Annotated in this window: 27 protein-coding genes; 22 read left to right on the top strand and 5 right to left on the bottom strand. The window is 28.4% G+C overall.

Annotated elements, in window-relative coordinates; translation table 11 throughout:
* Positions 1 to 252 precede the first annotated feature (252 nt).
* The 17 genes from DY168_RS11870 (at position 253) to DY168_RS14700 (ending at position 10,486) form a co-directional block, all read left to right on the top strand.
* The gene (locus DY168_RS11870) at positions 253 to 678 is read left to right on the top strand and encodes a group II intron maturase-specific domain-containing protein (protein ID WP_242984175.1); all 426 of its coding nucleotides are present in this window, start codon (positions 253 to 255) and stop codon (positions 676 to 678) included.
* A gap of 588 nt (positions 679 to 1,266) precedes the next feature.
* Positions 1,267 to 1,587, top strand: a complete 321-nt coding sequence (locus DY168_RS11865; RefSeq protein ID WP_115641932.1) for a hypothetical protein — start codon at positions 1,267 to 1,269, stop codon at positions 1,585 to 1,587.
* Between the two features lie 17 nt (positions 1,588 to 1,604).
* On the top strand, positions 1,605 to 1,799 hold the full coding sequence (locus DY168_RS11860) for a hypothetical protein (protein WP_147291426.1): 195 nt from the start codon (positions 1,605 to 1,607) through the stop codon (positions 1,797 to 1,799).
* Positions 1,800 to 2,186: 387 nt separating this feature from the next.
* Positions 2,187 to 2,447, top strand: a complete 261-nt coding sequence (locus DY168_RS11855) for a hypothetical protein (protein ID WP_115641930.1) — start codon at positions 2,187 to 2,189, stop codon at positions 2,445 to 2,447.
* A 258-nt stretch (positions 2,448 to 2,705) separates the two neighbouring features.
* Positions 2,706 to 3,053 (top strand): hypothetical protein, encoded by a 348-nt coding sequence (locus DY168_RS11850; RefSeq protein ID WP_115641929.1) that lies wholly within the window; start codon positions 2,706 to 2,708, stop codon positions 3,051 to 3,053.
* 30 nt (positions 3,054 to 3,083) lie between these two features.
* Positions 3,084 to 3,221 carry a hypothetical protein gene (locus tag DY168_RS14710; RefSeq protein WP_172556346.1) on the top strand — a complete coding sequence of 46 codons (138 nt, stop codon included), beginning with the start codon at positions 3,084 to 3,086 and terminating at the stop codon, positions 3,219 to 3,221.
* Positions 3,178 to 3,831: a hypothetical protein gene (locus DY168_RS11845; protein WP_172556345.1), complete on the top strand. Its 654-nt coding sequence runs from the start codon at positions 3,178 to 3,180 to the stop codon at positions 3,829 to 3,831. The genes DY168_RS14710 and DY168_RS11845 overlap by 44 nt, the downstream gene beginning before the upstream one ends.
* 59 nt (positions 3,832 to 3,890) lie before the next feature.
* Entirely contained in the window at positions 3,891 to 4,070 is a 180-nt protein-coding gene (locus tag DY168_RS11840) for a hypothetical protein (protein WP_115641927.1), read from the top strand.
* Positions 4,071 to 4,123: 53 nt separating this feature from the next.
* Positions 4,124 to 4,297, top strand: coding sequence for a hypothetical protein (locus DY168_RS14705; protein WP_172556344.1), 174 nt, complete (start codon positions 4,124 to 4,126; stop codon positions 4,295 to 4,297).
* A gap of 84 nt (positions 4,298 to 4,381) precedes the next feature.
* Entirely contained in the window at positions 4,382 to 4,810 is a 429-nt protein-coding gene (locus DY168_RS11835; protein WP_115641926.1) for a hypothetical protein, read from the top strand.
* Between the two features lie 322 nt (positions 4,811 to 5,132).
* Complete coding sequence (locus DY168_RS11830; protein ID WP_115641925.1) at positions 5,133 to 6,614, top strand: hypothetical protein; 1,482 nt, start codon at positions 5,133 to 5,135, stop codon at positions 6,612 to 6,614.
* On the top strand, positions 6,607 to 7,260 hold the full coding sequence (locus DY168_RS11825; protein WP_172556343.1) for an ATP-binding cassette domain-containing protein: 654 nt from the start codon (positions 6,607 to 6,609) through the stop codon (positions 7,258 to 7,260). The genes DY168_RS11830 and DY168_RS11825 overlap by 8 nt, the downstream gene beginning before the upstream one ends.
* A gap of 382 nt (positions 7,261 to 7,642) precedes the next feature.
* Positions 7,643 to 9,145, top strand: coding sequence for a hypothetical protein (locus tag DY168_RS11820; protein WP_115641923.1), 1,503 nt, complete (start codon positions 7,643 to 7,645; stop codon positions 9,143 to 9,145).
* 1 nt (position 9,146) lies between these two features.
* The gene (locus DY168_RS11815; protein WP_172556342.1) at positions 9,147 to 9,809 is read left to right on the top strand and encodes an ATP-binding cassette domain-containing protein; all 663 of its coding nucleotides are present in this window, start codon (positions 9,147 to 9,149) and stop codon (positions 9,807 to 9,809) included.
* A 72-nt stretch (positions 9,810 to 9,881) separates the two neighbouring features.
* The gene (locus tag DY168_RS11810; protein WP_115641921.1) at positions 9,882 to 10,064 is read left to right on the top strand and encodes a hypothetical protein; all 183 of its coding nucleotides are present in this window, start codon (positions 9,882 to 9,884) and stop codon (positions 10,062 to 10,064) included.
* 36 nt (positions 10,065 to 10,100) lie between these two features.
* On the top strand, positions 10,101 to 10,280 hold the full coding sequence (locus DY168_RS11805) for a hypothetical protein (protein WP_115641920.1): 180 nt from the start codon (positions 10,101 to 10,103) through the stop codon (positions 10,278 to 10,280).
* Between the two features lie 32 nt (positions 10,281 to 10,312).
* Positions 10,313 to 10,486, top strand: a complete 174-nt coding sequence (locus tag DY168_RS14700) for a hypothetical protein (protein ID WP_172556341.1) — start codon at positions 10,313 to 10,315, stop codon at positions 10,484 to 10,486.
* Between the two features lie 192 nt (positions 10,487 to 10,678).
* On the opposite strand, the gene DY168_RS11800 is transcribed toward DY168_RS14700, so the two are convergent.
* Complete coding sequence (locus DY168_RS11800) at positions 10,679 to 12,331, bottom strand: SulP family inorganic anion transporter (protein ID WP_115641919.1); 1,653 nt, start codon at positions 12,329 to 12,331, stop codon at positions 10,679 to 10,681.
* Between the two features lie 83 nt (positions 12,332 to 12,414).
* A complete protein-coding gene (locus DY168_RS11795; protein WP_115641918.1) occupies positions 12,415 to 13,263 on the bottom strand; it encodes a class I SAM-dependent methyltransferase in 849 nt (282 codons plus the stop codon).
* Between the two features lie 225 nt (positions 13,264 to 13,488).
* Here DY168_RS11795 and DY168_RS11790 point away from each other — a divergent pair, with 225 nt between their 5' ends.
* From DY168_RS11790 to DY168_RS11775, 4 genes are all read left to right on the top strand, one after another.
* Positions 13,489 to 14,025: a chromate transporter gene (locus tag DY168_RS11790; RefSeq protein WP_115641917.1), complete on the top strand. Its 537-nt coding sequence runs from the start codon at positions 13,489 to 13,491 to the stop codon at positions 14,023 to 14,025.
* A 1-nt stretch (position 14,026) separates the two neighbouring features.
* Positions 14,027 to 14,557: a chromate transporter gene (locus tag DY168_RS11785; protein ID WP_115641916.1), complete on the top strand. Its 531-nt coding sequence runs from the start codon at positions 14,027 to 14,029 to the stop codon at positions 14,555 to 14,557.
* A gap of 99 nt (positions 14,558 to 14,656) precedes the next feature.
* Complete coding sequence (locus DY168_RS11780; RefSeq protein WP_242984122.1) at positions 14,657 to 15,151, top strand: GNAT family N-acetyltransferase; 495 nt, start codon at positions 14,657 to 14,659, stop codon at positions 15,149 to 15,151.
* Positions 15,152 to 15,248: 97 nt separating this feature from the next.
* Positions 15,249 to 15,989 (top strand): Yip1 family protein, encoded by a 741-nt coding sequence (locus DY168_RS11775; protein WP_172556340.1) that lies wholly within the window; start codon positions 15,249 to 15,251, stop codon positions 15,987 to 15,989.
* A gap of 44 nt (positions 15,990 to 16,033) precedes the next feature.
* On the opposite strand, the gene DY168_RS11770 is transcribed toward DY168_RS11775, so the two are convergent.
* The 3 genes from DY168_RS11770 to DY168_RS11760 are packed head-to-tail and all read right to left on the bottom strand — an operon-like array spanning position 16,034 to position 18,941.
* A complete protein-coding gene (locus DY168_RS11770) occupies positions 16,034 to 17,347 on the bottom strand; it encodes an ABC transporter permease (RefSeq protein ID WP_115641914.1) in 1,314 nt (437 codons plus the stop codon).
* 1 nt (position 17,348) lies between these two features.
* Positions 17,349 to 18,254: a COG1361 family protein gene (locus DY168_RS11765; protein WP_115641913.1), complete on the bottom strand. Its 906-nt coding sequence runs from the start codon at positions 18,252 to 18,254 to the stop codon at positions 17,349 to 17,351.
* An 18-nt stretch (positions 18,255 to 18,272) separates the two neighbouring features.
* Positions 18,273 to 18,941: an ABC transporter ATP-binding protein gene (locus tag DY168_RS11760; protein WP_115641912.1), complete on the bottom strand. Its 669-nt coding sequence runs from the start codon at positions 18,939 to 18,941 to the stop codon at positions 18,273 to 18,275.
* 428 nt (positions 18,942 to 19,369) lie between these two features.
* Between DY168_RS11760 and DY168_RS11755 the strand changes: the two genes are divergently transcribed.
* Positions 19,370 to 20,551, top strand: a complete 1,182-nt coding sequence (locus DY168_RS11755) for a 1-propanol dehydrogenase PduQ (protein WP_115641911.1) — start codon at positions 19,370 to 19,372, stop codon at positions 20,549 to 20,551.
* Positions 20,552 to 20,703 lie beyond the last annotated feature (152 nt).

Genomic DNA, 20,703 nt, shown 5'->3' with positions numbered 1-20,703 from the left:
AAACTGCATATAAGGCATATGTTTGTGGGTAAGTTTGCAATACAAAACGAAGCCCAAAACTATTCAAAACAGGCGATGTAAATGTAGTAGATAGATGGAGTGATGATAAATGGGGTACTAATGAATACTGAAGAAGGAGCACCTCGAGGTAGACCATTGTCCCCATTATTAGGTAACGTAATGTTACATGAACTTTATGGAGAACTAACAACACGATGACTAAACTTTTGTAGATATGCTGATGATGCTAATATATATGTTAAAAGTGATAAATCAGCAAATAGAGTAATGAAGAGAATTACAAGATTTATTGAGGAAAAATTAAAGCTTAAAGTGAATAAAGAAAAGAGTACAGTAGATAGACCCTGGAAACTTAAACTTTTAGGATTTTCATTTTACCGAGCAAAAGGTGAATACAGAATAAGAGTTCCTCAAAAGCCTATGAATAAATTCAAAGCAAAGCTAAAGGAATTAACTTCAAGAAGTAATGCGATAAGCATGGAATATAGGTTTATGAAACTTAAGCAGGTAATAGTAGGATGGGTAAATTATTTTGCTATTGCAAACATTAAAAGTATTCTTAAAACCCTTGATGAATGGTTAAGACGAAGGATTAGAATGTGTTTTTGGAAACAATGGAAAAAATCAAAACAAAGCACGAAAACCTTGTTAAGTTAGGCCTACCAAACAATAAGGCTTGGCAATTGATAATGACGAATAATACAATTATTAGGTTGTATACTTAAAGGCTATATACACATATTAGGATAGATGATATTCTTTTTACAAAGACAGGCGTTATGATTTATACGATGGCTACTATCCGTAACACCCCTAACCTTTTCAAGGTGGGGGATGACGGCTGCTACGCCCATGGATAAGTTCTTCTAAGCATTTGATGGAGAGATATATTCCTTATAATTTCTGATACTTCTTCATCATTAATATCATCTAGTATTTATTTAATATCTGTAATCTGTGACATCTTTTTCATAAATAAGATGAGAAGGTTAGTTTAATCCTAGGAATGGTAACTGAAACGAGGGTTAAGTATGAATAAATGAATGAAAGTCCAAATCTTTGATTTGGTATCTTGAACTTACTCATCCTGATAAGGAGGAGTTTCATTTAAAATATGAAATATTTCATGGAACAAATAGGTATAAAGTTCAATTAAACTAAAAAGAGTTAATTAGTTATTAGAGTTAGCTTAAGATACCTTTTAATATAAATAAAAAAACATATAATTGAAAGGGGACTGTAAAAATGAGTTCATATGCATTACAATTACCAAATAATTATGTAGAGATTGAAAGAGAGGAAATGGAATATGTTGATGGAGGTGCTGGATTCTTGTACGACGTAGCAGTTAGTACATTAGGATCTATATGTGCAGCTGGTGCAATTGCTGCAGGCATTAAAATTTATCCTTACATGGTTACAGCTGCAATAGCAGCTTATAGTTGGGTAGGAAGTGCAGTAACTGCAGCAGCGACAATCATTGTGGCAAATCCAGTTGCATCAGCTGCAATATTAGCCGGCTGTGCTGGTGTAGTTACAGGATATATAATAGGACATTATAGTTAATGGGTGGTTCTAATAAATTGAAAAAGGTATGCAAAGAAAGTAGGAAGGTTTGGATTACATGGATAGTAGTAGTTATTATAATAAATACTATTATAATTTTAGCCATACCTGAAAGAAGTATACTTATTAGAATTATTATTGCTATTATTGTGGGATATCCATCATATATATTAACAAAATTAATTTTAAAAAAGTGTAAAAAAAGAAATTAAAACAATAATATTAGTATAAGTGAAATACCATAAAGGTAAAAAATTCTGAATAAGCGTATAGAATTCTATACATTGGAATATCATACGCTTATTTGTTCGTTTGTGCAGTAAATAGATTTAAGGTGTAAATTTCAAATATAATTATTATGAATGAAATTTTTATAGAAGAATGCAAGTAAGTTAACGAAGGTGATATTTTAATAAGCTTAAAGCTGTGGAGTCAAAGCAGCAATTAATACAGTCATTGGATTCATTTGGGATTTTTAATAATTTACAAAAGTATATCATAACAGTTAGTGAAATCTATCATTAAATAGATTTCACTAATCTAATTTAATAATTTATCATTAAACTTAGTTAAAACAGAATAATTTTATAGGAGGTAGGATGCATAATATTCTTATTAGAATAATAATAGTGTCAATAATACTAATGATATTATTATTAAATTATAAAAAGATAAAAGATAAGATTTTAAATAGAAATAAATTGGTTTTTATAGTATCACTTGGATTGCTATTTATTGATATTTTAATAAGAGTCATTTTTGAATACCAAAGTATAATTAATATTATTGTTAGTTCAATTATTAATCCTATATATGTAATTAGTTTTGCATATTTAATTATAAGCAAAAAAAAATCCTGAAATATAAAGATAAAACACCTTAGTAGTGATGATATAATAAATTATCAGAATGAAGGGACTTTTCATAAGCGTCTTAAAAGGTAAAGTATAAAGATTAATTTAACCCTAGGAATGGTAACTGAAACGAGGGTTAAGTATGAGTAAATGAATGAAAGTCCAAATCTTTGATTTGGTATCTTGAACTTACTCATCTTGATAAGGAGGAGTTTCATTTAAAACATGATTTATTTATATTATTGAAAATGGAGGAGTGTCATATTGGAGACTATTAGGTTTTTAATTTTTATTGTTAGCAAGATTTTGACTTTTATATTTGGGGTAATATTAATTATTTCTCCCAATAGAATGTTAAACTACTTTGTAAGAAAGAATTTAGAAAGGTCAGGAAATACTGATAAAAAGGTTGATAAAAACAAATTAATGAAAGACACAGAAAAGATATGTAAAATAGGTGGAGTATATTGTGTAATAATAATTTTAATTGATAGATTTATTAGAAATAGTGCATTAGCAGTTATTATAGGATATTTTATTATTCCACCAATAGGTTTATATATATTAGAAAAGAGGTTGAATAAGGGGACATTTTACAACAGGTCTAAATAAAAAACATACAATTAAAAGGGGATTTTAAAAATGAGTTCATATGCATTAAACAGAAATTATAACTTACAATTACAAGTTGGAACACATTTAGCTAATCATATTGACGGAGTAGATGGTTCTACAGATGGCAGATTATCATATACTACATGCCAGATGGTTTGGAAGTAATATGTGGAACTCTTTACTTGTAGTCATAACCATCTGTATATTTTCAGCATATAGTGACATTTTCAGAAAAAGAAATATTAAGATTCTTTTATCTGTTTATGTAATAAATATAATTATTATATTTTCACTTATTTATATGTGGAATAATAGATTTCACTCTTCTATAAATATTTTCTTTGTTTTATTGGGGCTTATTGCGTCTATTATACATGGCATTAAAGATACAAATGGACGTGAAGATAATAATGAAGATAGTACGCCTATTAATGGAGGCATGGTTTACTCAATATTCTATATGATAATTGCAATAATTTCAGCCACATATGATTATGCAAAGTCAGATATCTATATTTTCTTTGGTTTATTGGGGCTTATTTTGTCTATTGTATATGGAATTAAATATATAAATGGACGTGAGGATAATAATGAAGATATTATGCCTATTAAAGAAGGTATGCTTTACTCAATATTGTATATAATAATTGCAATAATTTTAGCCACATATGCTTATATAAAGTCAGATGTTTATGGATATGACTGGATACTTATATTGATTTTATTCGGTATAGGCATTATTAACTATCTTATAAGAGCAATTGCTATAAAATAGTTTAAATAGAAGAATGCAAGTAAGTTAACGAAGGCGATACTTTAATAAGATTAAAGCCTGTGGGGTCAAAGCTACAATTAGGACAAGTTAATTCCCGAATATATATAATAAATAGAAGAATAGAATTAATTACTAGAGCAGAAAGAGATGCTACAAACGGTAAAAACAGCTTTAGTAAAAGTAATTCATATAAAGAGGTATTGAATCACCAATCATCTACAGAAGATCCGATAGAGTGATATTAATGACTGGATTTAAAATTAATATTATACTAAAGTTGGAGGTAAATAATATGAGATTATTTGAATTAAAATTATTATTAGTTATTCATATAGTTATTGTAATAATACTTATGATTGCTTTGAGTTTAAGTTTACATGATAAAACATTTTATATAATAATGGCATCATCTGTTCTAGCAGAGATAAGTATATTAATGCGGATATTAGTTAAGAAAAAACAATAATACTTTTTAAATTATTGTTTTTTGTCTATTAAATAAGTAAAAACCCATGCAATAAAACTGATTCATATGAAAGTGAGGATTCTAATGAAATTTTATGATAATAGAAGAGAAGACTACAAAGAGATTATAGAAGTTTATAGAAAAAGGTACATGTTGGGACTTAAGATAGTATCTATTGTGAATATTTTAATGTTACTAATGATATTATATTCGTTAAATTTCATAGTATTTCTAATATATAGTATTTTAATTAGTATGATAGTAGTTATTGTTATTAGTATAATTTGGGGGATTGCTCAATATAAGATTGAAAATATGGATTTACTAGCGGTAGAAAAGATTGATAATATTATTAACGAACGTTTACGTGAGAAGGAAAAGATTAATTTTGATATTATTGCAGATATAAGTGAAATATCTAAGAGTTTTATTTATGATAATAAATATTTGAGGGGTAGAATTGAAGATATAATATATTTGACTGAAGAAGTTAAATATAAACCTTTAGAATAAATAATATTTATTGATATTGAATCCAAGAAATAATTTTTATATTTAGTATAATTCTTTTAATTATGTTGAGTAGTATGATTATTTTAATGAAAAGTAAATATGGTTCAAATGAAAAATTGCCATTTGTGTTTATGGGGATATTCGCGTTATTAATAATTATATTTATAAGTGTATTTATTAAAAATAAGTTTTTTATTAAATAAGTGGTATTAATAGTAGGTGAGTTTTTATGTGATTATTTTTATGTGAAAAGGTATATTGAAGATATCATGGGGTTATTAACTATCTTATGCTAAATTACATTTTGATTGAGAGGTTTAATATGTTAAAAAAGTTATTGTATTTTCAGTGGATTAGTAAAAGGGCTAAAAGTTTTGATTTAAAAGTATCAACAATCAAAATAATTTTGAGGTATTTGTTAACGCCAATTATAATATTTATATTTTGTTTAAATGCATATGGACAAGTACAAAATAGTGCATATGTTGCAAGTATTATAAATAAAATTTGTTTAATAATATTGGTGCTTCAGCTCATACTTAAGAAAAATATAAAAGATTTTAGGAAAGATCCTATATTAGTATTTATAAAAGAAGAACGATATCTTTATATAAAAAGAAAAGTGGAGTTAACTATATATAAATCAATATTGTTAGTTATTATTCCTATGCTATTACCTTTAATAATTTGCTCCACAAATAAAATATGCATTTTAAGTATTAGCTTCCTGATCATAATGAACTTTTATCTGTTTAATATGATAATAGCCTATACAGTAAGCTATGCTGAATCGGTATCTAATAAAAACATATTAAATAAGGTTTTATATATTTTAGGAGTAATAATATTTATAATTTTATTATTCGTAGTACAAACATATATGGTACATGAGATCATAAATGGATTGCTCGGAAATGGACAAGGTACATTTAACATATATTCAAAGATAAACACTATGATACTCACTATAGTTGGAGTTATAGGTGTTGGTTTATATATAATGATATTAAATTTAGTGAGAAGGAATTTGTATGTAATCCTAAATCCTTTTGAAGTTAGGAAGGAATCGAAAAAAGGTTTATCAAATAAGATATTAAAATTAAAGGGTAGTAATTTATATAAGAAGATGTTAATTAAAGATTTATATTGTTTTACAAAGAAAAAGGGCATAGAGTTTTATATAGTAATATTGTCACAAGTAAGTTCCTTTGTTTTCTATTGCGTCACTATTTTACAAGAAACACCAAAGGTATTACTGGAGAAACTTAACTTGGTATCGATATTTTATCTTATTTGTTGCTGTATTAATGTACCCATACTTATAGGTGTTATTTCTTCTAATATAAATGAAGTAAAAGTTGATGATGAATTTGGAGTTTTAAAAAAGTTTAATATTAAATCAGATAAAGTTAAGATACTTAGAGAAAAGGCAAATTATATATTTATATTATTATTAGTTCCTATAATCTTAATGGGATTAACAAATCTTTTAATAAATATAAGTTTAGGCGGATTACTACAAACAATTTTAATCGTAGTTTCTATATTATCGTGGATTCGATATTATGTCTTATTTGGAATAGATAAGATGAATTTGGAGTTTAATGCAATTAGATTTATATTGTTTTCTGGGATATCAGCAGTAGGGGCTAGGATAATGATAGGTATATCATTTTTAAATATATCTGAAAATATTAAGAGCTTAATTTTAAAATATTTATTTGTGATTTTTATAAATATACTAGGATACTATATTGAGCTTATACTAATAAAGTTTTTAGAAAAGGATGAGATTAATGGTTAATATTAAAGATCTTACTTTTGCATATGATGGAAATAAAAAAATATTAGATGATTTGTCTTTTAATATTGAAGAGGGCGTTGTATATTCATTATTAGGGATAAATGGTTCAGGTAAAACTACTCTTCTTAAGTGCCTTAACGGAGACTTGCCATCAAATATAGATGTAACAAGCTTTTCGGCGCAGATGTTATATATACATGATGAAATGCAGTTTTATAATTATCTAACTGGAGAAGAGTTCCTTAATGTAATATTGAACTTTAAGGATGTAAAGCTTGATCAGGATATGTATAATGAATTGTTGTCAGAACTATTAATGAATGAGAAAATAAAACAAACTATTTCTTCATACTCTCTTGGTATGAAACATAAGTTGATTTTAATCATAGCTTTTTTATTGAAATATAAGTATATACTTATGGATGAACCCTTTACGTCACTTGATGTTTTAGCGGCAGATACAATGATAGAAGTAGTAAAAAGGTATGCAAAAAACAATAATACAGTAATAATATCTACACATATGATAGATATAGCTCAAGAAATCAGCGATAAAATATTGCTGTTAAGTAATGGTAAGATACAAGAATATGACAATAATTTTAAAAATACTAAAGAAATAAAGGCGATTATCCTAAAAGGATAAAGTGAAATTTTAATAGTCAGAAGTAGTATAAAAAACTATATAAAATAAAAGGAGATGTGAAAATATCCCCTAAGTATATTATTAACCATTTTATAAGAATTATTGTTAGTTCAATTATTAATCCTATATGTGTAATTAGTTTTTCACATTTAATTATAAACAAAAATAACCCCAAAATATGAAGGTGGTGCTGCAGCAATTTCAACTAGGTGGACTTATTGAACAACAGTGAATAAAGTGGTTGCAGCAGTTGGAGAAATAGTAGCAGGCTCGGCAGCAGTTGTATCAGGACCTGTAGGTGTAGCATTGGGAGCTGTAGCAACTTGATACTTGGGAAATGATAGAAGGTTTTATTAAAAATAACAAATAAATAGGAGATGTTATGTTAAAGTTATGGTTTATGATTGAATACAGAAAAGATTATAAAAACAAATTAGTTAGTTATTTCAAATTTATTTGTAATTTTATATTACCAACTTTATTAGGTTACATTATATCTATAAATTCAGACTTAGTATTTAGTCCTAAAGTTCATATGGAGTTTGTTATTATATCTAATTTGATTATTATTGCTATTACTCATTATATATTACAAAAACTTTTTTTTAGCAAACTAGAAAGTGATGTAATAATAAAATTTTTGCAAGGTAAGATGTACAATTATATTAAAGTAAGATTATTTATGATTTTATTAAAGTGGAATTTACCATTTATTTTACCAAGTATTTTGGGTCTTAAAAGAATATTTTCAAGATCTAATTTTATTTTTTATCTATCTGCTATTTTGTTTATAGTTAGTTGGTTTTTGATAAACTATTTAATAGCACTTTATGTTAGATATATAATAAATACTACAAAAGGTATAAAAAGGTTTATAGTGAATACCGTAATATACATAATTTACTTTATGTTAATTATAGTATTACCACAATATATTGCTTATAAAATATTAGATAACATAGATACAACTAATAAAGATTACAATATGGTTAGGTATAGTAACATTAATATTTACTGTTTTATTACAATAGTAATAATATTAATTTTCTCAATATTATTAGTAAGTTTTACAAGAAGATATTTTCAAATAAATATTAGAAAGATCATAATAAATAAAAAGATAAATAAAGGGTTTAAGGCTAATAAAAGGTTTGATAAATATATAAAAATATTAATAAGAGTATTTTCAGGAAAATTAACAAATTTAGAGGAAAAAATAATAATTAAAGATATAAAGTATTTATGTAGAGCGAATAAAGTATCTTTTTCATTTGCGATAATTATGCAAGGGGCTATTACTGCTTTATTAGTTTATATTTATTATAATAGTGTACCTAATAATTTTAAGGAAGCTTTGGTAATATTCCCAACTATAGATTTAATTGTATTTATGTTTATGGTTATTTTATTTATTAATGGAAATATGGGATTTAGAAATTATTTTAAGATTAGTTGTGAAGTGGAATTATTAAATAAATATGGCATTCAAGTAAGTGAAGAGAATATGATAAATATTAAAAGGAAACTTGCCACTATTATGTTATTCTTGTCTATATATACTTTTTTTATTATAGTTTTTATAACTATAATAAACATATGGTCATGGATTACTATTGCACTTTCGTTAATATCAATTTTAATAGTTGAGAAATTAATAAGTTTAATTTTAGTTAAGAGAGTTAATAATAAAAATAGCAATAATATAATAATACAACTATTGAATTATTTAATGCTAGGAGCTTGTGTTACTGTATTTAAATTCATATTTATAAATTCAGCAAATTTAGAAGTATACTTTATTTTTAATGCACTTCTTATAGTTGGTTATTTATTTAATTATAATGTTAATATAAATAAAACTAAAGGGAATAAGGAGGATGTTTAAGATGCTACAAATAGATAATTTAATATATTCATATGACGGTGAAACAAATGTAATAAATGGTGCTTCTTTTAAAATAGAAAAAGGGAATATATATTGTATTCTAGGTGTAAATGGTGCAGGAAAGACTACCTTATTTAACTGTATAACAGGATTTTATCCATCTAATATATCTATAGATAAGGAAATATTAAATGAAAAGATTATATATATACATGATCAAATGGATTTTTATAAAACCTTAACAGGAGATGAATTCGTAAATTTAATATTAAATTTAAAGGAAAAGAGCTTAAATATAGAAGTATATAATAGTTTAGTAGATGAGCTTAAGATGAATGATAAAACAAATAAATTAATTTCAACCTATTCACTAGGGACTAAACAAAAGCTCGTGTTAATAATTAGCTTTTTACTTGAGTATGAATATATATTAATGGACGAGCCATTTGGTTCATTAGATTTTATATCAGCAGAAGTAATAATTAATACAATGAAAAAATGTGTAATGAATAATTGTTCAATTGTAATTTCAACACATTTAATTGATATAGCGCAGGAAATATCAGATACGATACTGTTTCTAAATAACGGTAAGATTTATGAGATAGAGAATACTTTTAAAACACCTAGTGAACTTAAATCATGGATTAAAGGATTAATATAAAGTGTTGTTATGAGTTAATTATTGGGTAGATACTATCTTAAAATGAAATTATAATGTGAAAGAGGTATTGATATGAAAATAGAACGTATAAAACATTATGCTGTAAGTGCGTTGCTTGCATTTTTAGCTCTTTTAATAAATGGTGTATTAAAAGGGATTAACGCACCATCTATTATGTATATGCTTGTATGGATACCAATAATAATATGTTTTATATATGATTTTAAGTATATATATAAATTAATTACAAAATAACTAAAATTATTATGATTGCAGTTGTGGAGGGTAGAAATGATTAGAAAAATAATTTTTATATATAGTATCATTCTTTTAATTATACTAAGTAGTATGATTATCTTAATTAAAAGTAAATATGGTTCAAATGAAAAGTTGCCATTTGTATTTATGGGCATGTTTACGTTATTAACCATTATATTTATAATTATAATTATAAAAAATAAATTTTTTTAGAATATATTAAGCATGTAATGGAGTGTTGAATTATGAAAGAAAAAATTATTGTGTTTATAAAGTTATTAGCAACATTTTTTATTATTGGGATAGGTTCTGATTATTTATTCAAATCAGAAGAATTAGATTTTCTTAAAAGCTTTTCAATTGCATTGGGGATGTCACTAGGGATAACATATGTAATATATTCTAGTAATAAAAGATGAGATTTATAACAATAATATTATCTTCTTTTAAATAATTATAGCATTTCATTTCCTTGTTTAATTTGAGTAGTCCATAGTGATATAAGGTTGTAGGAATATTAGGTGATAACTTTGAATTATATTACACTTGCAAAGATTAAATGTAATTATGGTATTTTGCTAAGTATTAAAGGAGGACAATGTCCTCCTTAATTATTTCTGAGCTCTAACCTTTAACGCCTTAGCTCTTTCAATAGCTCCATCCATATCATTACAAAAGTTATCTTCACCAAGAAGCTTTGTAAAACCATAATTTTTAAGTACCTTTAAAGGGCCTTCTTGTATTTGAAGTATTATAAGTTTTGTATAGTGTTTTTCACAAAGATCATATAGCATTTCTAGTGAATGATATGCAGTACCATCTATAAAAGGCACGCTTTCCATTTTTATTATTAATATTTTTGGAGGTGTACCCATTTCTCTTACTGCATTTACAAATTTATTTGCTGCACCAAAGAAAAAGGGTCCGCTAATTTCATAAATGGAAACATCCTTTGGAGTTTGAACATTTCTTATAACATCTGATATTTCATCATCATTGATATCATCTACTATGCATTTAACATCTGTAACCTCTGCCATCTTTTTCATGAATAAGAATGAAGAGAGTACAACTCCAACGCCTATAGCTACAACTAAATCTAAGAATATAGTTAAAATAAATGTAACTATAAATACTAAAGCATCACCTTTAGGGGCTTTGAAGATTTGTTTAAAGGATTCCCATTCCATCATGTTATAGGCTACAAGAACTAGTATAGAAGCTAAAGAAGCCATTGGAATTAACTTTACATAAGGCATAAATAGCATCATAATAATCAAAATACCAAAAGAATGGACTATTCCAGCTACGGGAGTTCTACCTCCATTTTTAACATTAGCTGCAGTTCTTGCAATAGCTCCAGTAACCGGTATTCCACCGAACATGCCTGAAAATATATTAGCTACTCCTTCAGCTATTAATTCCATATTAGAACGGTGCTTTCCTCCAATCATACCATCGGCAACTACTGCTGATAGTAGAGACTCAACCCCTGCAAGTATTGCAATAGTTAAAGCTGGCAGCATTAACTGATTTATCATTTCAAAGCTTACCTTAGGCACTACAAGTTTTGGTAAGGCAGAGGATAGCTCCCCGAACTGACTCCCTATAGTATCAATTTTCAAATTCAATACCATGGCAATTATTGTTGCGATGATTATGGCAACAAAGGTTCCAGGTATCTTTTTACTTATTTTAGGCCATAGAATAATTATTAAAAGTGTTAAAATGGCAATGGATAAACTTTGAATATTAATAGTGTTCATACTATTAATATAGGCTGTCCACTTAGCTAAAAACTCTGAAGGAACTGAGCTCATAGTAAGGCCCAAAAAATCTTTTACCTGAGTAGACAGAATAACTATAGCAATACCACTAGTAAAGCCAGAAGTTATAGAAGATGGAATGTATTTTATAAGGCTACCAAGTTTTAAAAGTCCCATAAGAATAAGGAATATTCCTGCCATAATAGTTGAAATTAATAGTCCGTCCATTCCGTATTTTTGTATAATGCCATACACAATAACTACGAAAGCACCTGTAGGACCACCGATTTGGACCCTACTACCACCTAGAAGTGAAACTATAAATCCACCAATAATTGCAGTATACAATCCCTTTTCAGGGGAAACACCAGAGGCTATGGCTAGAGCAATTGATAGTGGGAGTGCAATGATTGCAACTATAATTCCTGCACTAAAATCTTTCATAAATTGCTCTTTAGTATAACCTTTTAAACATGTAATTGACTTTGGAATTAACAAATTTATCACCCTCATATCATATTTTTTATCCTTCAATTTTAAATTATACCATAAAAAGTTAGAGGTAAAAAATAATGTAGGGCCTAAAAGCTTTTTTCGGCTACTAAGGTAAAGGTTTTTGGGATGCCTTTATCAAAGGTTTCAGAAGATAAATTAGGTTCTTCATCTAAGCTTTTAATAATAAAGCCTTCTTTTGCAACTGAACTTACTATTTCACCAATGGTCCATCTTCTAAGGAGTACTTTTTTTGGTTCATCAGTGTCATTTAAATATTTAGAATAGGATACGGATTTTTCTTCTAGTGAAGTATCAAAATAATCTCCTGTTACCTTATGTTTACGAATTTTTGCTGTAGAGCCTTTTGAGCTTATGAGCTTAGTAGAAATCGGATGAAAGTCTCTTATAATAAATATGCCACCAGGTGATAAAAGTCTATGTACTAGATTTAAAAAAGGTTTTAAATCTGTAAAATAGTGAAGTATCCCCATTTCTGCAAATACTATATCATAATCAGAGGTAATCTTATCCTCAGGAAGTTTAAGTACATCTGATAATATATATTCAATGTTAACCCCTGCCTCTTTTGCAAGTTCTAAAGCGTAACGCTTATTTCCCTTTGAAAAATCTACCACAGTTACATTTGCAAAAAGCAAGGCTAAAGCTACAGCTTTATTACCGTTAGATCCCATAAGGTTCATAACCTTTTTACCTTTTAAGTCCCCAAGTTTATGGTAAAGTGTAGATATAATATGTGTTGGATTTTCTTTAATCTTTTTTGCGGCATCTTTCGGAGAGCCTAATCTTTCAACCCAGGCATCATAAGTTCCTTTGTTCCAAGCTTCTTCATTTGAATCTAAAGATGCTTTGTTCAAACTCTCCTCATCTGACTTCAAAGATTGCTTTTTATCATCTATATTAGTTTTGTATTCCATTTAAAATCTCCCTTTATATTAAGTATGTAACTATTTACTAAAAAATATACTTTAATAGTATATAATAAATTTTATTTAAATCATATAATTAATCTCATATAAATTAAATTCAATTTATAATACATAAAGAAAACCTATATTAATCATAGTAAAATCCAACTTTTAATCGGAATATCCCTATGATATACTCGCAGTTGTCAGAAGTAATATTGTAGGAGGGGTTTTATGAAAGAATTAATTGTTATGTTTTTTAGTTTCTTTAAAATAGGAGCTTTTACCTTTGGTGGGGGTTATGCCATGATTCCTTTAATAGAAAAAGAAGTGGTTGAATCAAAAAGGTGGATTTCAAAAGATGACTTTACAGATATATTGGTTATATCTCAAAGTTTTCCTGGGGCACTTCCTGTAAATTCATCTTTATTTATAGGGTATAAACTAGGAGGCGTTTTAGGAGCTATTGTGGCACTACTTGGTGTTATAATTCCATCCTTTCTAATAATACTTACTATAGCTACATTTTTCATGAGGTTTAGGGATAATTATATAGTAGATAATGTATTTAAAGGTATTGCAGGGGCAGTTCCCGTATTAGTATTAGTTGCAGTTAGAAGCTTATCTAAATCTGTAAAGAAGAATACCATAAATATACTCATCACAATAATATGTGTGGTTTCCATTACTGTTTTTAATGTCCATCCCGTTATAATGATATTCATTGCAGCTATTTATGGAATAATTTTTCTAGGAAAGCAGGTGGTTTAAAGTGGACATGCTTTTTAAATTATATATGACATTTTTTAAAATAGGAGTTTTTGGATATGGTGGCGGATATGCCATGTTACCATTAATCGAAAGAGAAATAGTAACTAAAAATAACTGGCTAACATCTTCAGAATTTTTAGATATTATAGGCATTTCACAAATGACTCCAGGACCTATTTCCATTAATTCAGCAACCTTTGTCGGGTATAGAATATGTGGATTTTGGGGAAGTGTTTTTGCAACGGTTGGGGTAGTATCATTTTCTTTTGTTTTGGTTTCTATAGCTACACATTACATATTAAAGTTTAGGAACTCAAAATTAATGAAATCAGCATTGATGGGTATGAGACCTGCCTTAATTGGACTTATAATAAGTGCATTTATTTCTCTTGCAAGGCAGTCTTATATAGATTATAAATCTATTATAATAGGAGTAACAATACTTTTTATAAGCTTAAAGTCAAAACTTCATCCAATAGTTGTTATTGCTTTAGCAGCGATACTTGGAGTAGGAATTTATGGTCTAATTTAGTATGTGCATTAAGTAAAGACTTTTAAGTAGTTTACAAAAATAGCATTGAGTAATATTATATGGATATATTGTATGTATGTATTATTTAGGAGGGATAAAATGATTAGGCTTGCTACTATTTTAGACGTGAAAGAAATTATGGATATTGTTAAGGAAACAATTGTAGATATGGATAAAAGTAATAATCATCAATGGAATAATGAGTATCCTTTAAGGAAGGATTTTGAAAAGGATATAGAAAATAAAGAACTATATGTAATAGAAGAAGATGGAAGAGTTTCAGGATTTGCATGTATTAATAAGGATGAGCCTACAGAATACAAAGACATAAAGTGGTCAAAAGACAAAGAGGCGTACATAATACATAGGTTAGCTATTGGTTGTAAATACAGGGGAAGAGGAAATGCTTATAAGCTTATGAAGTTTGCTGAAAGCTTAGCTACAGAAAATAACATAAATTATTTAAAGACAGATACTATGTTTTCAAATCCAAATGCACAAAAGTTATTTGAAAAGTGTGGCTACAAATACACAGGTATACTACGATTTCAAGGAAGAGAGGAAAACTTTTTCTGTTATGAAAAGGTAGTTTAACTATTTATTATACAAATATTGAAGTGGATGACTGAAATTGTAGAAATTAATTTTATAATGTGATAAAATGGTAATGACAAATAAAAGGGGGAAGATCATGGAAGATAATAATTCAGCAGATAATGTGCCAGTTTTAAAATTAACACTCGGAGAAAAGGTAAAGAATTTCTTTGTTAATCCCGAGAAACTTTTTGAGTATTATAAGGATAATGAAAGTTACGGGATTAGGCTTCTTATTGTGGTAGTATGTTCTGCTATCACAGCACTTATTTTAGCAATAGCTTCTAAGGACAAACTAAGTGGAGCTGTAAGTGAATCCGTTAAAGGGATGGATCCTGCTACTGCAGCTACGGCTCAGAAATTAGGAGGAGCTTTTACATCACCTATTTCAGCAGTAATTACCACAATAATTGTAACTATAATAGTCGTGTATTTTATGTCTTTAGTTTATTTTTTAATAGCTAAAATATTTAAAAGCACTGCAACTTATCGTCAAATGGTAGGGGTTTATTTAATATCATATTTTCCAGTACTAATAGGTGGAATAATAAAAGCTATTTATGATATTATAGCAAATAAGCCTTTAGATTTAGCAGCTATTGCTGAAGCCGCTGCAAATATGACAACAGCTGATATTTTAATTTCAAAGCTTAATGTATTCGGTTTATGGCAAATGGTTTTAATAGCTATAGGTATAGCAGTTATTGGAAACATATCAAAGAAAAAGAGTGCAGCAGTTGTAATCATAGTATGGACTTTAGGATTTATATTAGCTATTGGGTCAAACTCAATAAAGAATATAGTACCGCCTACAACATCCGTAGCACCAGTAAAGTAAAGGAAGCACCTCTGAGGTGCTTCCTTTTTTTTGTTACAGTTAATTTATTCTTCTTTTATAGAGCTTATAACGTCTAGTTTAGCTGCTTTTGAAGCAGGGACTACTCCTGAGAGGAAGCCCACTAGGGTACTAAAGAGTAATATGAATAGAATAAGACCTGGGGACGAAGATGCTATTTTTATTTTAGGAACTTGTCCTTTAGTTATAAAGGCATTAGCTAACATATTTATAAAAAAGTTAGCTATAAATCCTAGAGTAAGTCCAATAACTCCACCCATAAGACCGATGGTGCAAGCTTCTCCCACAAATACTTTCTTTATATCATTAACACTTCCACCTATTACTTTCATAATACCAATCTCTTTTTTTCTTTCATATATAGCCATATTCATGGTATTTGTTATACCAAAGGCAGCTACCAATAAGGAAATCCCTGCAAGGGCTGCTAATATTATTTTAACACCATCTAAAAGCTTTCCTATGCTACCTTGTATTTCTTTAAAAGAATTTATTTGGTATCCGTTTTCTTTAAGTGTCTTTTCTGCTTCATCTATTTTATTAGTATCTTTTAAAACTACCTCTACACTGGTATAGCCCTCTTCTTTATTCTCATCATTTTGAGTTTTAGAGGCCTTCCATTTTTTAATATCCTCTACAGTGCTTAGTGGAACTTTAATTGTAAAGTCATCCATGGCATTTTCTTTAGAGATTCCAACTATAGTCAAGTTTGTAGTATGTTCATCTTCTTTTTTAGAAGAGTCTTTAGCGCCTGGCATGGTTCTAGTATCAGAGCTATTTAGTTTAAAGGACCTTCTTAATAAAGATTCCACTTCTTTTGAATCCACTTTGTCAGTAGGTTTATAGTCTAAAAGAAGAGTAGCCATTTTATATCCAAGTATTGCTTCGTTTTTATTATCTGTTGGATAACGCCCTACTAAAAGATCATCTTTTTTAGATAGTTCTTTCATGGGCATACCAGTAATACTAGCCCCGGTGCTAATCTTTTTATATTCTATATGACCATAGTCATTAAGTTTTGGAATAACTGATTTAACAAAGGAATAGCTTTTTAAATCTTTTATAGCCTTTTTATCTAATTTAGTTTTAAGCTTTTTTTCATCTGGGGTTACAGGTGCTCCATAAACTGAGGGTGGTATGGCTGGAGATACTGAGATTACTGAGGTATCAAATACAGAGCCAATCTCATCGGTTATATATTTTTTGAAACCATTACCAAGGGATATTATTGTGAATATTGCTACAGAGCCAATTATAACACCTATCATGGTGAAAATAGTTCTGCTTCTCCTTTTCCAAAGATTCTTCCATATCATTTCTAATAAATCTGTAAGACGCATACTAAGAACCTAGTCCAAAAAGTTTTTTGAATACAGATTTAAAAGACCACTTTTTTTCTGAAACCGGCTTTGTAGCAGTTACTATATTAGTACCTTTAATTGTGAATGACTTTTCTATTTTGTTTTCTATGCCCATTTCATCATTAAAGCTAATTACTACATTACCAGAGGTATCTGATTCAAAACTTCCAAGAGCTTCATCAAAACTTTCCTCAACTTCAGCTTCCATAGCCCCTATATATTTTGAAATGTCTTTATCGCCAGCTGTAATGTTTACCATAACCTTATTTAAAGATCCCTTACCTGCATTTAGAAAGCTTCCAGTTATATTTCCATTTTCTAAAGGTTTGAATTCAGTAATCATCATATTTGAAGTATTTTTCACAATTATCCCACAAACCTTATTTATTTCTACTGGGGAATTTCCACTTTCGTTAAATGAACAATTAATATTAAAGTTATATATTCCTGATTTAATGGAGGGAGAACCTATAAGTTTTAAGGATATTTCTCCAGTACCGCCTTTGTTTAGTCCTCCATAATAGATTTCATTTGTAGTTCCAACTGGTGAAAAGCCTTCAAGAACATTTTTACCTTCGATACCTAATATGCTTAAAGCGATATTTTCAAGTTTATTTGAAGACTTATTTTGTATCTTAAAATTAAGGGTAAATTCCTTTCCAGGTTCTATAAAAGCAGGGTCTGTTGTAACTTCAGATATAATAAGCTTTTTGGATTGTATACCCTGACTTTGGGATTGTACTTGCTGCATGCTGCTTGGAATTGCTCCATCACTTGGCATTCCGGGAATCCCCCCTTGAGTTTCAGCGAAGGCTGGAACAGTATTAATACCAATGGATAAGACAAGAGCTAGGGCTAAAGTAATTTTTATAAAAGTCTTTTTCATATAAACCTCCTGTAATAATTATTCTAGTAGACCATCTTTCATTTTAATTATGCTGTCAGCATAATCACAAACCCTTTTTGAGTGAGTAACCACTACAAAGGTCATATTTAACGACTCATTAAGTCCTTTCAGTAAATCTAAAATTTCAATGCTTGTCTTACTATCTAAGTTTCCTGTAGGTTCGTCTGCAAGAATTATAGAAGGATTATTAACTAAGGCCCTAGCTATTGAAACTCTTTGTTGCTGTCCCCCTGAAAGTTCTGAGGGCTTATGATTCATCCTATCTTTAAGACCTACACGTTCTAAAATATCTAGAACAGTTTTTTTCCTATTTACTTTAGACATGCCAGTAAAAATTAAAGGCATCTCAACATTTTCAAAGGCTGTTAATTGTGGGAGCAGATTATAAGACTGAAATATAAATCCTATACTTTTTCTTCTAAAAAGCGCGCGCTGATTTTCATTTAAGTTATGTAAATTAGTATCAGCTATAGATACTTCACCCTTATCAAAGGGCATAAGTCCCCCTAAAATGTTTAAAAGAGTAGATTTACCAGAGCCTGATTCCCCGATAATAGCAGCAAATTCCCCCTTTTCAATATTTAAACTAACCCCTCTTAAAATTTCAACTTGTACTTTACCCATTTGAAAGTTCTTTATTACATTAGAACATTGTACTAAGGACATTAATTCACCTCCATTTCACATTAAAAAATATGCTGAAAAATACGAACTACTATTATTATAACATTTTGCTAATATATGTTATATTAAATTTTCCATAAATATTAAAATTGTGAACTGTCCCCATCGTATCGTTAATTGTGAACTGTCCCCGATATAGTTAAATCACCTTGACAGTAATATTTTAAAGTTATAAAATGAACATGTACAAACTTATAAGGTAAGGGTATACAATTTAAAAAGATAATAAAGATAAAGTTACACAATGGCGTGTAATTATAAAGAGTGATGAAGCTCCTTAAGAATTTTCTTAGGGGGTTTTTATATTTTTATATAAAAATATAAATTTAAATAAAGCTAGCTAAAGAATAAATAAAGTTAAAACTAAAGAAACTAAAGAAAAACAAAATTTAAGCTTAGGAAGTGAAAGTATGGGTAATTTTAAAGTAGGGCCTAATGTTTATTTTGGAGTTGGAAAGCTTGAAGAGCTTAGTAAGCTTCAATGTAAAAGGGCATTTATTGTAACGGATCCATTTATGGTTACATCAGGAATGGTGACTAAGGTTACAGAAAATTTAGAAGCTGCAAATATTGAATATGAAATCTTTTCTGACATAGTTCCAGATCCACCACTTGAAACAATATCAAAAGGAATTAAAGCTATGGATGCATTTAAACCAGAAGTTCTAATTGCTTTAGGTGGAGGTTCAGCTATTGATGCTGCAAAGGCTATAAGTCACTTTAGAGATCTTATAAATAAAGGGTTAAAGAATGTATCAGAAGATAAAAAGGTTATGCTGATAGCTATACCAACTACTAGTGGTACAGGATCAGAAGTTACATCTTTTTCAGTTGTAACTGATAAAAAGTATAATGTTAAGTATCCATTAGTTGAAGAATCTATGGTTCCAGAGATGGCCATATTAGATGCAACTCTTGTAAAAAGTGTTCCAAATTTTATAACAGCGGATACAGGTATGGATGTGCTAACTCATGCTATAGAAGCTTACGTATCTACTGAACATTCAGATTTTAGTGATGCTTTAGCAGAAAAGGCTATAAAGCTAGTATTTGAATATCTAGAAAAGGCATATAAAAATGGAAATGACCTAGAGGCAAGAGAAAAGATGCATAACGCTTCTTGTATAGCGGGAATGGCATTTACAAATGCTTCACTTGGGATAAATCATAGCATGGCTCACATATTAGGTGGAAGATTCCATATTCCTCATGGAAAAGCAAATGCAATATTACTTCCTTATGTTGTAGAATTTAATGCAGATTTAAGCTCTGATAATAGATTCGATAATAAGATTCAATATAGTGATACTGCAATAAGATATGCAAAGATTGCTAAGTTCTTGAATATTACAAGTAGTAATAATGTTAGAGAAGGTGTTAAATCTTTAGTAAGAGCTATAAATTCTTTAAAGAAAACATTAAACATACCATCAAGTGTTAAAGAAGTTAATGTTAGCAAAAAAGATTTTGATGACAATCTAAAAGAACTTTCAGAAATAGCTTTAAAAGACAGTTGTACAATTACAAGCCCTAGAAAGCCAACAATAGAAGAATTCAACGCATTGTTTAATGTTGTCTACGAAGGAAAATAATTGTGATATAAACTTAAAAAAGGTTTTCAAAAACATTTGACAATTAAAGTGTATACTATTATAATTTAAGCATAAGTTAAATAAATGTTAATTGTGCAACGGCGTACAATTATAATTAGAGCAATGAAGCTCCTTAAAATGCATTAATAGTG

Origin of the sequence: Clostridium putrefaciens (assembly GCF_900461105.1) — a bacterium.
Taxonomy (GTDB): Bacteria; Bacillota; Clostridia; order Clostridiales; family Clostridiaceae; genus Clostridium_L; species Clostridium_L putrefaciens.
The sequence above is the reverse complement of the archived record's forward strand: the minus strand, read 5'-3'. Positions and strand labels throughout refer to the sequence as shown.

Coding starts and splice junctions, on each gene's coding strand:
- DY168_RS11755 (WP_115641911.1), top strand. CDS start 19,370: ATGGGTAATTTTAAAGTAGGGCCTAATGTTTATTTTGGAGTTGGAAAG.
- DY168_RS11845 (WP_172556345.1), top strand. CDS start 3,178: ATGGCAGATTATCATATACTACATGCCAGATGGTTTGGAAGTAATATG.
- DY168_RS14705 (WP_172556344.1), top strand. CDS start 4,124: ATGAGATTATTTGAATTAAAATTATTATTAGTTATTCATATAGTTATT.
- DY168_RS11775 (WP_172556340.1), top strand. CDS start 15,249: ATGGAAGATAATAATTCAGCAGATAATGTGCCAGTTTTAAAATTAACA.
- DY168_RS11760 (WP_115641912.1), bottom strand. CDS start 18,941: ATGTCCTTAGTACAATGTTCTAATGTAATAAAGAACTTTCAAATGGGT.
- DY168_RS11835 (WP_115641926.1), top strand. CDS start 4,382: ATGAAATTTTATGATAATAGAAGAGAAGACTACAAAGAGATTATAGAA.
- DY168_RS11765 (WP_115641913.1), bottom strand. CDS start 18,254: ATGAAAAAGACTTTTATAAAAATTACTTTAGCCCTAGCTCTTGTCTTA.
- DY168_RS14700 (WP_172556341.1), top strand. CDS start 10,313: ATGAAAGAAAAAATTATTGTGTTTATAAAGTTATTAGCAACATTTTTT.
- DY168_RS11795 (WP_115641918.1), bottom strand. CDS start 13,263: ATGGAATACAAAACTAATATAGATGATAAAAAGCAATCTTTGAAGTCA.
- DY168_RS14710 (WP_172556346.1), top strand. CDS start 3,084: ATGAGTTCATATGCATTAAACAGAAATTATAACTTACAATTACAAGTT.
- DY168_RS11770 (WP_115641914.1), bottom strand. CDS start 17,347: ATGCGTCTTACAGATTTATTAGAAATGATATGGAAGAATCTTTGGAAA.
- DY168_RS11790 (WP_115641917.1), top strand. CDS start 13,489: ATGAAAGAATTAATTGTTATGTTTTTTAGTTTCTTTAAAATAGGAGCT.
- DY168_RS11810 (WP_115641921.1), top strand. CDS start 9,882: ATGAAAATAGAACGTATAAAACATTATGCTGTAAGTGCGTTGCTTGCA.
- DY168_RS11865 (WP_115641932.1), top strand. CDS start 1,267: ATGAGTTCATATGCATTACAATTACCAAATAATTATGTAGAGATTGAA.
- DY168_RS11820 (WP_115641923.1), top strand. CDS start 7,643: ATGTTAAAGTTATGGTTTATGATTGAATACAGAAAAGATTATAAAAAC.
- DY168_RS11780 (WP_242984122.1), top strand. CDS start 14,657: ATGATTAGGCTTGCTACTATTTTAGACGTGAAAGAAATTATGGATATT.
- DY168_RS11815 (WP_172556342.1), top strand. CDS start 9,147: ATGCTACAAATAGATAATTTAATATATTCATATGACGGTGAAACAAAT.
- DY168_RS11825 (WP_172556343.1), top strand. CDS start 6,607: ATGGTTAATATTAAAGATCTTACTTTTGCATATGATGGAAATAAAAAA.
- DY168_RS11855 (WP_115641930.1), top strand. CDS start 2,187: ATGCATAATATTCTTATTAGAATAATAATAGTGTCAATAATACTAATG.
- DY168_RS11830 (WP_115641925.1), top strand. CDS start 5,133: ATGTTAAAAAAGTTATTGTATTTTCAGTGGATTAGTAAAAGGGCTAAA.
- DY168_RS11805 (WP_115641920.1), top strand. CDS start 10,101: ATGATTAGAAAAATAATTTTTATATATAGTATCATTCTTTTAATTATA.